The organism is Fulvivirga sp. AWR4_260, assembly GCF_056158185.1.
In genome coordinates this window covers 1,275,413-1,288,867 of sequence record NZ_JBSWSU010000015.1, presented here as the reverse complement: position 1 = coordinate 1,288,867, position 13,455 = coordinate 1,275,413, and the positions used below count along the sequence as shown (strand labels likewise).

10 protein-coding genes and 1 pseudogene are annotated in these 13,455 nt (G+C 35.3%); 1 reads left to right on the top strand and 10 read right to left on the bottom strand.

Annotated elements, in window-relative coordinates; translation table 11 throughout:
* Positions 1-17: 17 nt before the first annotated feature.
* The 7 genes and pseudogenes from ACXACQ_RS12045 to ACXACQ_RS12015 form a co-directional block, all read right to left on the bottom strand.
* Positions 18-950: a helix-turn-helix domain-containing protein gene (locus ACXACQ_RS12045; RefSeq protein ID WP_474976194.1), complete on the bottom strand. Its 933-nt coding sequence runs from the start codon at positions 948-950 to the stop codon at positions 18-20.
* 13 nt (positions 951-963) lie between these two features.
* Complete coding sequence (locus tag ACXACQ_RS12040) at positions 964-1,692, bottom strand: SDR family oxidoreductase (protein ID WP_474976193.1); 729 nt, start codon at positions 1,690-1,692, stop codon at positions 964-966.
* A 141-nt stretch (positions 1,693-1,833) separates the two neighbouring features.
* A complete protein-coding gene (locus ACXACQ_RS12035; RefSeq protein WP_474976192.1) occupies positions 1,834-2,586 on the bottom strand; it encodes an outer membrane beta-barrel protein in 753 nt (250 codons plus the stop codon).
* Positions 2,587-2,667: 81 nt separating this feature from the next.
* The gene (locus ACXACQ_RS12030; protein WP_474978476.1) at positions 2,668-3,582 is read right to left on the bottom strand and encodes a S41 family peptidase; all 915 of its coding nucleotides are present in this window, start codon (positions 3,580-3,582) and stop codon (positions 2,668-2,670) included.
* Positions 3,565-4,203: pseudogene (locus tag ACXACQ_RS12025) on the bottom strand (PDZ domain-containing protein); the annotation flags it as partial. The gene ACXACQ_RS12030 and the pseudogene ACXACQ_RS12025, both read right to left, overlap by 18 nt.
* A 165-nt stretch (positions 4,204-4,368) precedes the next feature.
* On the bottom strand, positions 4,369-4,971 hold the full coding sequence (locus ACXACQ_RS12020) for a hypothetical protein (RefSeq protein WP_474976191.1): 603 nt from the start codon (positions 4,969-4,971) through the stop codon (positions 4,369-4,371).
* A gap of 170 nt (positions 4,972-5,141) precedes the next feature.
* Positions 5,142-7,499, bottom strand: a complete 2,358-nt coding sequence (locus ACXACQ_RS12015; RefSeq protein ID WP_474976190.1) for a beta-glucosidase — start codon at positions 7,497-7,499, stop codon at positions 5,142-5,144.
* A 173-nt stretch (positions 7,500-7,672) separates the two neighbouring features.
* Here ACXACQ_RS12015 and ACXACQ_RS12010 point away from each other — a divergent pair, with 173 nt between their 5' ends.
* A complete protein-coding gene (locus ACXACQ_RS12010) occupies positions 7,673-8,425 on the top strand; it encodes an NUDIX hydrolase (protein ID WP_474976189.1) in 753 nt (250 codons plus the stop codon).
* Position 8,426: 1 nt separating this feature from the next.
* On the opposite strand, the gene ACXACQ_RS12005 is transcribed toward ACXACQ_RS12010, so the two are convergent.
* The 3 genes from ACXACQ_RS12005 to ACXACQ_RS11995 form a co-directional block, all read right to left on the bottom strand.
* The gene (locus ACXACQ_RS12005) at positions 8,427-9,671 is read right to left on the bottom strand and encodes a PepSY-associated TM helix domain-containing protein (protein ID WP_474976188.1); all 1,245 of its coding nucleotides are present in this window, start codon (positions 9,669-9,671) and stop codon (positions 8,427-8,429) included.
* A 63-nt stretch (positions 9,672-9,734) separates the two neighbouring features.
* The gene (locus tag ACXACQ_RS12000) at positions 9,735-10,973 is read right to left on the bottom strand and encodes a DUF4374 domain-containing protein (protein ID WP_474976187.1); all 1,239 of its coding nucleotides are present in this window, start codon (positions 10,971-10,973) and stop codon (positions 9,735-9,737) included.
* Positions 10,974-11,004: 31 nt separating this feature from the next.
* Positions 11,005-13,404 carry a TonB-dependent receptor gene (locus ACXACQ_RS11995; protein ID WP_474976186.1) on the bottom strand — a complete coding sequence of 800 codons (2,400 nt, stop codon included), beginning with the start codon at positions 13,402-13,404 and terminating at the stop codon, positions 11,005-11,007.
* Positions 13,405-13,455: the final 51 nt, after the last annotated feature.

Genomic DNA, 13,455 nt, shown 5'->3' with positions numbered 1-13,455 from the left:
TAGTAAATATAAAAGCTCTAACCATTATTTTTCTTATGAATAACCGATTGCCTAAATGATAAAGGTGAACTATTTGTCTTTCTTTTAAAAATTTTATGAAATGACTGAGGGTGCTCAAACCCTAACTGGTAAGCCACCTCTGCCACCGACATATGAGTAGTAGAAAGTAAGGTCTTAGCCTTTTCGATCATCTTATTTTGAATATATTGCTGAGTATTTAAGCCCGTTAAAGTACGCAACATATCACTCAGATACTGCACAGAAACGCCTAGCTTATCGGCTATAGACACAACTGATGGTAGGCCTTTTTGCAGTGCTACATTAGCATTAAAATAGTTGGTAAGATACTGATCTAATTGATGAATTAATTTATGATGTGCTGACTTTCTTGTCAAAAATTGTCTGTTGTAAAATCGATTACTATGATTAAAAAGAAGCTCTAGTTGAGATACCAATACATCATTACTAAATTGATCTATATTATTCTTCAATTCCTCATCAATGGCCAAAAAGAGGGATTCTAATATCATTTTTTCCTTTTCTGAAACAAAAAGTGCTTCAGAAACAGCATAGGAAAAAAAACCAAATTTATGGATTGCATTTCCTAAAGGGTAAGCTTCTATTAAATCAGGATGTACATACAGAGAATAACCCTCATAATTAATCTTGTCAGCAGTAATGGTCACCACTTGATTAGGAGCCAAAAAGGCTAATCCTCCCTCTTTAAAATCATAATATCCTAACCCATAGTTTACGTGGCCGGAAAAAACCTTCTTAAATGATACCTTATAAAAATTAAGTGTGTATTGACTTCCTGCCTCTGCCAGTTCAATTTCATTAGCATCATGATCAATAAGCGCTATAAGTGGATGCAAAGGTTTAGGCTGATTAAGGTGAGCCATTAACTCAGAAATATTATCAAATGAATAAACCTTTGCTTTACCTTCCATAGAATAAATATTATCAATTTTGAACTGCTGGCCTTACTACCAAGTCACCGACCTCTACATCTTTAGGCTGTGCTAAAGCAAAAGCAACAGTTTCAGCAATAGCTTCAGGCTTAATGGCTATCTTATCCATCATTTCCTGTATTTCCTTATTACCTCCCACATTTACCAATTCGGTATTTACAAAACCAGGAGAAACACCTGTAATCCTGATTTTTCCATCAGACTCTTGCCTAAAAGCTTCGCCTAAAGTTCTTACAGCATTTTTTGTAGCAGCGTATACTCCTTGGGTAGGCACTATTTTTATACCTGAAGTAGATATCACATTAACAATATGCCCTGCCCCCTGTTTTTTAAAGACTGCAATGGAAGCAGCCATCCCATACAATACTCCTTTTAAATTAACATCAATCATTGCCTCCCACCCCTCTACATCCAACTCATCTATACGAGATATATTGGCCACGCCTGCATTATTGACTATAGCATCTAATCGACCATATTTCTTTACTGCTAAGTCTACAAGGTCATTTAAATCACTCCGTTTTGTAACATCCATTATTAAAAAAGAAGCTTCGCCTCCTTCTTTAGACAATTGGTCAACTAATGCTATAAGCCTTTCTTCCCTTCTAGCCCCAAGTACTACTTTTGCCCTGCACTGAACTAACGTTATGGCTATAGCTTTACCAATTCCACTACTTGCCCCCGTTATTACAACAACCTTATCTTTTAAATTGTATCCCATTATTCCTTTTTTTGAATACAAAGTTGCGTACCTATTAACCAGAAAAAGTAGCTAGATTGTAAAGAATAGTATCCAAATTGAAAGTAATAAAAAAAGCTCAGTAATATTTACCGAGCTTATTATCTATTAAAAATTTCGAATTTAAAGATTAAATAAGTAGCCGCAACCGATGGCAATCGTTGACATTTTAGTGGTCATATTATCTCCAGACAAAAATGAAGGTTGATAAACATTGTTTGTAGTCTGTGTGTATTTAAGATTAACAAACATACTATTCCAGTCAAAAGCCAAATTGACTACATAATTGGATACAAATTGCTCAGCATAATCAAATTGCTCAACTTCATAACTTTCTTCTACATCCACTATATAACCATTTCCAGAACCTTTTTCAAAGCCATTATATCTTATGTTAGACTCAGTATTAATAGAAGGAGCTAATCCTGCGCTTAATCGTACCTGCAACCTATAATCATCAAGTTCTCTATTAAAAAGTTTTGAAAAATTGACAGCTAACAATAAAGGAATTTCGAGATAATTCAACCTGTGATTTTTAAAATAATAAGCCTTTTCATCTCCATTACCACCAACGTAAAATACACTACTATTCTCCATTCTATAAGATCCACCTCTCAAGCTGTAATTTACTTCTGGTTCAAATGAAATAACCTCATTAATCTGGTAACGTAATTTCACCCCAATCAATGGACTTATTCTTACAAATTCGTCATACCTATCATCAGTCCCAAATGGTCCAACTCTACTATTAAACCAAGAAGTATTAAAAGCTAACTGAGGAGCTATATGAAATGGAGAATGATCATTCTGAGCATAAGACACAATACTTGAAAAGAAGCAAGTAAAAATAAAAACTAATAACTTAAAGGATTTCACAACTTAATTACTTTATTGATAATAAAAGTAAAGAAAATCACAAAAACCAAAAAACACAAATATCTACTAAAAAATCACATACTACTTCCATCTGCTTCTATCTTCTATCATTCCATTAAATCTATTAGCAAAGGTTATATCCACTAGCTTATCAGCATTTGCTCTAGCATTTCTTGAGTTAGGATCGTATGTACCGTTAATGATGGCTATAGCCTGTGCAATACAAGCTTCATCAGGGTCTGCAAAATCATGAGTAGGATCATCAGCAGTGGTTACATCTGGAGTAAATCCTGAATAATATTGACCTTCTCCATTTGAATTGATAGTTTCAAAATTAGGAATATACATAGTATACTTATCAATGTTAATCCCAAAAAAACCTACCGGCTTACCATATGAAGTAGAGCCAATAAGTGTAACATTCATATAAGGTTGTAAAGTATTTATGACTAATTCACTAGAAGAAGCAGTTTCTCCAGTGATAATAAAATACACATTTTCCACGGTTTGCAGCGGACCAGTTTTTTCGAATTTTGTCAAATTCTTAGCATCGGAATAATCAATATCAAAATAAGTAGCATTTCGCCCTCCTACCTTTACTGGATCACCATTGCTGTCGGTATAAATTTGATTTTTCAGAATAGTAGCATTGCCAGTTCGCATTTGTTCATTAAAGTGCTCAGTGTACATTACACTTCCTGTAAGCCTTTCGGGAATGATATTATTGATTAAAAAATCTGCAGTAGCCACATAGCCCCCTCCATTATACCTCAAATCTACTATCAAATCTTTCACCTGAGATGCTGCAAATTTGGAAAAAGCTGAGGTTAAAACCTCTTTAGAATTATCTAAAGATGAAAACATATCGTAGGCCAGATACCCTACCTTGTTGTCTCCAGCCTCTATTACAGCATCTTTAAATACCGGATTAACATCGTAAGTGGTTTGAGTGAGGTTAACTGTCACCTCTGACTTATCAGCCTTTTCAACTTTCATAGATAATGAATTGTCTTGAAAAGTATTGTTTACATAGTCGATATCAGACTCAGTAGTTTGTATAGTTCTTCCATTAATTTCCAGTAATTTATCACCTCTTTGTAGACCTGCTTTATAGGCTGGGGATCCAGTAGTTACGTATTTAACTCTAATATCATTGATAGCTATTGCAGCTAATGATACACCAAACCCTTCATCTTGGCCATCTAAATAATTAACAGCCACAGCACCTAACTGTGATGAAGCACTTAAATTATCCTCTATAAATGAGTATTTGGGATAGTTAGCATCAGCCAGATATTCATAAGAAGTTCCTGTTGCAGGGTTAAGCGCATATTTACTTATACCATAAATTTCATCAGCCAGATAATCAATCTCATCTTCTGAGGTTATGTATTTGCGAGGTGCAAAATCATCGTACTCAGGTAAATCTTCATTCCAAAAATAAATTTCCTTTGCATATAAAAATATTGAATCTGTAGTCAATTCTGCTCGAGAAGCCCCATTAGTTCTATCAATAGTTGTTGAAGAATCATCATCCTTACAAGAAAAAGCAAGGCCAGAAATAATAAGACCAAAAAGTATTTTAACTGCCGTGATTTTGAATTTGAAATTACTCATGAATATGAAATTTAGATAGACTAAGATACTCGTCTAATAATAATTAGACGAAAAAAATTCAATGTATTGCAATATTCTTTCAATGATTGAGTAAATAGAACTTGCCAAAAATTAAAAAGGCTGTTCTACTAAGTAAAACAGCCTTTTTCAATATTTCGAATTTACTTATTTTTTACGAGCACTAAGACGTCCATTTATGTCATAATCATCTTTTACAAATGTAAGCTCACCTTTATAATGTCCTTCAACTTTATCACCATTTTCATCCGTAAGAGTGAAAGTAAGCGTATAAGTGTCTTTATTCTTTTCTACTATCAATTTACCATCAACTATATCCAACTCCTTTTCCTGCTCCTCATCTTGATCATCATTTAATACAAGGAAATAAGAGGAAGCAATAAAAGTATTCACAGAAAATGGAGTGGTTAAATCCATCCTATATTCACCTGGCTCTACCCCAGTAGAATTACTACTAAATAACTCAAAGTAAATTCCTTGATAAGCACCATTATAATCTTCCTCAAAGTTATCTTCAAGAACATCATTATCTAAATCAAATAACGTAAGTTCATACTTAGACCCTTCATATTTCTCTTGAGTATTGGTCTTATTATATTCTCCATAATAAAACAGAAATCCAGATTTGATAGTAAAATCAATATCTTTTCCAGTTACATAATTATTGGGAGATGAATCATCATCATCTGAGCAAGATACTAATGCAAAAGTCAAAAACGCAACCACAAAAACACTCTTAATAAAATTCATTTTATTAGTTCAATATTTAAATTAATTATAATTACGATTGCAAATAATAAAATATAATATAAATAAACAACGAAGAAAATACATTTATATACAAACAAGGCCATTCAAAATTGAATGGCCTCTTTACAGTGCACCTTTAAGCATATTTTGAAGTTGAGTAGGTGCCTCATTTAATCATTAGTCAAACTGTTCATAGGAGTATCTAACTCAAACAAATTGTTAACCTTTTCTACTGTAATATTATCTTCAATTCTATATTTACTTATAAGTCTTACATCTTTTGAAGAAGCACCAACTTTCACCAAGTAAGTACCCTTTTCTGCAACCCAAGCGCTTTCGGCATCAATAAAAGAAGCCATATCTTTTAAAGAAAGTTGAAATGACAACACCTGAGACTCACCTGGCCGCAATAATTTTGTTTTAGCAAAGGCTCTTAATTCCTCTTCTGGCTTATCTACCATAGCTGCAGGCGCTGATATATATAATTGAACTACTTCCTTACCCGCCACTTTACCTGTATTGGTAACTGATACGGACACTTCAAGCTGCTCATTTACCACTTCACTACTCAATTGGAGTTTTTCATATTTAAAATCAGTATATGAATTCCCATAGCCAAACTCATAAGAAGGGTTAACCTTAAAAGTATTGAAATACCTATACCCAACATATATACCTTCCTTATAGAACACTTCCTCAGGATTTTCAATAGGTTTTCCTAACCAATTCGATGATGATGGATGGTGATTGTAATCTACAGGGAAAGTCATGGTTAATTTTCCTGAAGGGTTAACATCACCTGCCAATACATCAGCCACTGCGTTTCCCCCCTCTTGCCCTGGCTGCCAAGCCAACAAAATAGCATCTACTTTATCTTTCCAACTTGCAGTTTCTATAACACCTCCTATATTCAAAATCACCACTACTTTTTTACCTTTATCATGAAACTTGCTCGACACCATATTAATCATCTTTATCTCATCTGTACCAAGGTAAAAGTCGCTATCTAATAGACGATCAAACTGCTCTCCTGAATTTCTTCCTAATGTAATAATAGCCAGCTCATTGTTTTGAGCACTTTTCTCAACCATAGCTTCATCAAGAGACATTTCTTCTACATGTTGATTATTAGCCAATAGACCACCCTCCGATTCCCTTCTCTTTTGCTCTGCTAAAAGTGCCTCCTTTACAAAAGGTTGATATACTTTTTTTAAGTTCTGATCAATCTTGTAACCAGCATTTTGCAATCCATCAGTAAGGGAAATGGTATACAGCTCATTTACATCACCACTACCAGTACCTCCTGAGATAAACTCATATGAGAAATTACCAAATAAAGCTACCTTTGATTCTTTATTACTTAGCGGCAATGTATTCTTATCATTCTTTAAGAGCACCATGCCTTCAGCTGCAGCTTGCCTTGTTACCAAAGCATGGGCTTTCAGGTCAGGCTTATTATCAAATTTATATTTTTTAAAAGAAGGAGAATTGACCACCATGGTTAAAATCCTTTTTAAGCTTGCATTAACAGCCTCCTCTGATATTTCTCCATTTTTTATAGCATTTATTAATTTGGTTCTTTGAGCCTCCAAACCCGGCATCAATAAATCGTTACCAGCTTCAATCTGCGCCACCACATCGCTAACAGCATCAGGGTTTACGATAGCTTCAAAACCAGCATAGCCGCCAAACCAGTCTGTCATAACAAACCCTTCATACCCCCATTCATCTCGTAAAACAGTGGTTAATAAATCTTTATTTGAAGAAGCGTAAACACCATTAATTTTATTATATGCTGACATTACCGTCCATGGTTTAGAGTTTTTTATAGTAAACTCAAATCCACGTAGGTATAATTCTCTCAATGCTCGCTCACTGATGTGCTCATTTATGGTCAAGCGATTAGTTTCTTGATTATTGGCTGCAAAATGTTTGATTGAAGTCCCTACTCCATTAGATTGTACACCATTGACATAGGCCGCTGCTATTAATCCAGAAACCAGTGGATCTTCGGAGTAATATTCAAAGTTTCTACCATTTAGAGGGTTTCTATGAATATTTAATGCCGGAGCCAATAAAACATCAACTCCATAAGCCTTCACTTCTTCTCCCATTGCTTTCCCTACATTTTCCACCAATTTCACATCCCAAGATGAAGCTAAGGCCGAACCAACAGGAAAAGCAGTGGCATAGTATGTTTGATCATCCCCCTCTCTTATAGGCTGAATACGCAAACCTGCTGGTCCATCAGCAACTACTGTTTCGGGGATACCCAAACGAGGAATTGCTCGCGTACCTCCGGCAGCACCTTCTACCCGAACATCCGGCTTACCTTCCAATGGCACTAAGCCTGCATACCCCGGCATACCAGGACCTATAAGTATATCAGCCTTCTCCTCAGGAGTCATTGCCTTGATCACCTTCTCTATAGAAGACTTGCCCAACTTCGGTGTTTTTTGCGCCATAATATTACTGTAGCTTATTAACCCTACAGTCAAATAAATCCACTTTATATGATTCAACCTCATACTTTAATCCTTAACTTAATTAAGCCGCACGAGCTTAACGTCTACCAAATTACTCTATTTTATCATTGCTTCAAAATGAAACAATAAAAATTTGCAATCGATTTAAATAACTTAGATCATATATACTCTCCTGTTTTACTTTCATCTCTTCCTCAATCCAATATATTTGCGAGATGAACACTGAGCTTTTCCACAAGTTAATAGAGACATCAGACCAAAATAAAGAGAAATACCTTGCACATATTAGTATAGACTGTACTGTATTTGGCTTTCATAACGACACGCTAAAAATATTGCTAGTGAGGTTAAAAAAATCAAAAGAGTGGGCGCTTCCTGGCGGCTATTTATATAAAGATGAGGACTTGAATAGTTCTGCTCAACGGATATTAGAGGAACGCACATCAGCCAAAGATATATTTCTTAACCACTTTAATGTTTATGGAAAGCTCAATAGATCTGAAGGTTTCTTCAAAGATTATCCAGACGATTTGTGGAATAAGCAGAGGTTTATTTCCATTGGCTATTACGCCCTCATAGACTTCGAAACTGTAGAACCAAAACCTGGTGAGTTTTCACAAGAGGCGGCATGGAAAAACCTTAATGAACTTCCACCACTAATGATGGATCATGCGCAAATGTTAAAAGATGCTTTGATACAGTTACAGCGTGACTTAAATTATAAGCCTGTGGGTTTAAACCTCCTTCCCGAGAAATTCACCATGCCGGAACTGCAGAAACTTTATGAAACTATACTCGACAAGAAATTAAATAGAGGTAATTTCTATAGAAAAATGATGCGCTATGGCATATTAAATAAGCTGGATGAAACCCGAAGAGGAGGAGCACATAAAGCTCCAGACTTATACAGCTTCAATGTAGAAGTTTATAAAAGGGCGTTAGAAAACGGTTTTCAAGAAAGTTGGTAACTTAACTGTTTACTAAGGTAATTTTCGGCTTTGCCATTTTCACTTTTGATTTATTCACTGACTTACCATTAGCATTATTTGAGGATTTCTTCTTTTTATTAAGCCAGATTAACAATCCTGTTATAGGTAAACTCGCACATATTAAACTCAGCAAAAAAGCTAATAACTTACCTGCAAAGCCTAAAATCGCACCAATGTGTATATCGTAATTCATCATAGATAGCTGATCCGCAAATGAAGCCTCATTGAAACGGTCTCCTTGCATACGAAGTGGCTTAAGGGTATACCGGTCATAAAAATATGAATTATGATCATAAAAAGAACCATTATCCTGATAGGCAATGATTTCAATAGCATCATCATCGTCTTTTAAGATAGGAGTCATATACATACCTTGAACATCAGGCTCGTGCTCTAATGTCAGATACCAGGCCTTATCTAAAGCTGCTATAGAATCTATCTCCACTAGTTCAGCCATATTTACATCAGAGTGCGGATGATGATGTCCTGGTTTCTCTTGCCCCCCAGAAGTAAGATAGTACAAACCATCTTCCACCCAGTGAAAACTCCATACTAACCCCGTAAGTGCTATCACAAAAGCAAGTAACAAACTATAAAAGCCTAATACATTATGCAGATCATAGTTTACTCGCCTAAAGCTGCCATTCCATTTAATGCTAAAACTTTTCTTCTTATTTGCTTTATTCCATTTCTTTGGCCACCACATAATAAGACCTGAAATAAGTAGAAATACAAAAATAAGAGTACACACACCTACTATTGGCCTGCCGATATTATAAGGCAACCACAATGCTCTGTGCCCATTTATAACAAATCGAAAAAAATCAAATTGATCTCCACCTAATGTTTGTTCCTTTCTTATGAATTCACCAGAATATGGATTGAGAAAGACAACAGAAAAGCTTCTTTTTCCATTTTCAAAATCACTGTAACCAACCGCTGCAGCACCTTCTTCATTACTGTATGTTAAGCCTGTAGGTTCTTTACCGGGCATATGCGCATTAGCCTCTTTTAACAAAGCGCTTGGTGGCACAAATGACTTATCTTGAATAGAAACGAACCTCCAAGGCTCTAAAGCATCTTTTATTTCTTGCTGAAAAGCATAAAAACAGCCTGTTATACTGACTATAAAAACTACAATACCAGAAACTAAACCAAGCCACAAGTGAAGCCAGTCATTAATTTTCCTAAATGTACTTTTAGATTTTTCTTTGTTGCTTTTCATTAAGAAGGAAGATAAAAAAAGCAGCTCGTCATTTGCATGAGAGCTGCCAATATTTTATTTGAATTATAGTCTAAAGAATCCAGCTACAAAAGAGGCTTCCACTTCAGCTCCTTTTACTGCGGTATTGTTTGTTACATTTACTTTATATACAAAGTTTGTATCTTCTTCAGGTACCACAAAATAAACATAACCATTGTTGTATAACGCTCCAGAAGCCAACTTCCTTCCTAAGCCAGTATGTTCCGGCACATCAGTAATGTAAGTTACCGTTTTATTATACAAGTCAACAACAGCAGACTTCAATGGTCCATCTGACCAGGTTACTTGTTCTGAATTTTTCTGAGCATTAATTTCAGAAAATGCTTTACCATTAGATAAATACTTTAAGTGAGCTGTGTTATACCCTCCTGTAGCAGCTTCAATATCAAAAAAGTAATCTTCATCGAATGTAGTTTCACCTTTATTGATTCTTAAAATTCCACCCTTTTTAGTGAACTGGCTAAAACCATTTGCTGGGTTTGAACTTGACAATACGTATATATCACCTTTCTCGTCTTTAGTTAAACCTGACTTGGTTCCAAAACCTCCAACTGGCCCAACTCTTGTGTCCGTAATTACTTTAACAAACTCTAGTTCAGGATATGAGAATATTGCCACTTCCGCTTGATCAGTATAATCAGTTTTATAGCTATCAGGATCAGAAATATAATAACTCAGGTAAACATAGTCACCACTTTGAACAAGACCTGAAAACGAAGGCCCCACTTTATCCGTAATCTTAGAAACGGGAATTTCTTTTGTACTAGTAACAGTAACAGAGGCTGGATCAATAACGCTGAACTTAATTACATCTACGTCACTAGACACCTCAACAGCCAAAAGATTGTTAGATTCAGTTTTAATTAACTCTTGAACACTATTATTGAAATTAATGTTTCCATTAGACTCTGTCAATTGTCCAGTAGTAGAGCTCTGGTCTATACGAACTAAGTCAGTAGCCCCTAAGCCACCCATACCGAAAATCTGCTTATCTATTTGATTAAAAGTATAATAGCCCGGCAACACTATACCTTGACCTTTTGCAGATATTACTCCTTCTTCAACTTGCTCTAACGGCACTTGATAATAAGTGAAGCTAGCATCAGAGCCTTGAACAGCCAATGACAACACATATGGATCTGGTCCTGAATAAGACTGAAAATCATCATCATCACCACAAGATGTAAAAAGTAAACCCACAACTGCAACCAAAAGTAACTTGGCTAATGATCTGCTTATTTTAAGTGACAACATATTAATCATAAATATATTTGGTTAAAAAAATCTAATTGTTTTAAAGTGTATATCTCAATTTTATATAAAATGCTCTGCCTGGCTTTTGCAAGTAGTACTTATCATACAATGCCGAATCAAACAGATTCTTACATTCACCTGTAATATTGTATTTTCCGTTTTTAAGGCTGTATGACACCTCAATATTATGACTCGTCTGCCTTGGAATAATAAAGTCATCGTTATTAGCCCCCAACTCTGTAAAAGTCAAATAAAACTCTTCTACAAAATTGAAATAGTAGTTAACCGATAAGTTAGTTTTATCAGCGAGTACGTTTTTAAAATCAGCACCTAAATTCAGATTACCAAAGAAGTAAGGCATATTAGGAACTTTAAAGCCCTTGTGATAATTTTTGACCATACCAGGCCCATTATATGACTCGTTATAAATTTTATCGGTCTTATCAACGATATTTTGATAAGTGACATTAATACCTGCATGGAGTTTATTTCTCCAGTTATAAGTAGCACTTCCCTCTACACCAAGAGTTCTCGCTTTACCCAAATTCTGATACTGCATGGTAGCCCCTCCACTATTCACCACGGCATATATAAGATCTTCCGTCCCTCTATACACACCATTCAACTCAACCATTAGACTATTTTTATCACTTAGTCTACCAGTATATAAAGCACCTACATTAATGTTGTCACTCTGCTCAGGTCCTAAATCAGGGTTGGACAAAACAAATGGTGGCACACCGAAAATCTCACCCGGAACTGGTAGTCGATAGGCATGTTCATAAGAAAATTTTAATTGTAAATCAGTATTTAAGAAGTAGTTTGAGGCCAGTCCGTACCCTACACTATTCGTTTTTTTAGAAACTTTCTCAACTCTTTGAGTTGGAAGTGCAAAATCAACCTCTTTTGAAGTTTCCGCATTTAAATGATAATATTTGACAAAGCCGGTAACATTAATTTTTTTACCAAAATTTCTTTTTAAGGACAGGCCTACATGTTGTTTGACCAGCGATTTATCATATAAATTTCCAGGATCATCTGGGTGCTCTTTATCAAATGCACTTCGGGTAAAATTACTGTATGCGTAATTTAACGCCACGGCACTATTCTCGCCAATAGCATACCCAGTATTTAGTTGTGTTGTAAATTCCTTATCTTTATAAGTAAGGTCTGTGGTACGTATTGCTTTAGAATTATTGTCAGTAGTATCAGAAACAATATCCCCTTTCCAATTATAAGCATACCCAAGGGTATCAACTTGGCTCTCTTCCGCTAAACTGTATGCCGCATTGAGGCTGACATCTAAACCATGTACAAATAAATCTTGCTTACTATATTTTAATGATGGAATGTAAGAATGCCCCTTCTTAACCAATTGCCCATATGGCACGGTCATAGTCACACCATTCTGAACTTGCTTATTATTTTCAGTATAAATCATTCCTAACAGAAGATTATCTGCAAACTTTCTGGCTACAAAGCCTCCTTCTACTTTTATGGTTCCTGACTTATACCTATCATGAAATCTCCTCACCTCATCATTATACAGTATATTACCATTAAGATCAGTAATAGGTACATCTACCTTATAGTCATTATCAGAGTAGTTATAAAATGTATTAGCACGAAATGTAAGGCCTGTCTCTTTATTTGTTGTTGCTGCATTAATAGAGGCCAAGTGCGTATTGAATGATCCATAGGTATAGGAAGCATCGAGAAAATTATTTTTTTTGTTGGTAATAATATTGACAGCTCCACCAAGTGCATCTGTTCCCAACCATACTGGCACTACTCCCTTGTAAACCTCAATTCTATCAATCATATTCACTGGGATATTATTAAGATTCAAAGAAGAACCAAAGTTATCCATAGGAATACCATCCATAAAAAATTTGACTTGATTGCCCGAAAAGCCATTTAAGGTGAAATTATAATTGGACCCTACCCCTCCTTCTTGCTGAATTCTTACCCCAGGCACTCGGTTCAATACTTCCTTAGCATCAGTAGCACTGTTGTACAAGTTTTTAACTGGCACAGCAGCCACTGCATATGGCAGTGCTTTCACTTCCGAAACCATGGATTTACCAACAATCTCTACCCCATTCATTTGAAGCGTTTCTTCCTCTAACTGCACCCCTACTTTCAAAATATTATCAGGTTCAACAGTCACCACCTTTTCTTGAGAATGGTAGCCTACGTAAGAAAAAACTAAAGTATAAACACCCGATGGTAGGTTCTTAATGAAAAATTGACCTTTAATGTCAGTTACAGTCCCCTTATTAGCACCTTTAACAATCACGTTTACGCCTACTAAGCTTTCTCCTGTTGTAGAATTAACTATACCTTCTACAGCAGATTTACCAGCATTTTGACTCCATAAACAAGTAGTGTTCGCAAACAAACAAACAAATAACACTACAGATTTAAGATACAGATTCACCCCTTTTTATTTAGATCAATTTTAAATTGATGCAAATCTATAAATTAGCGT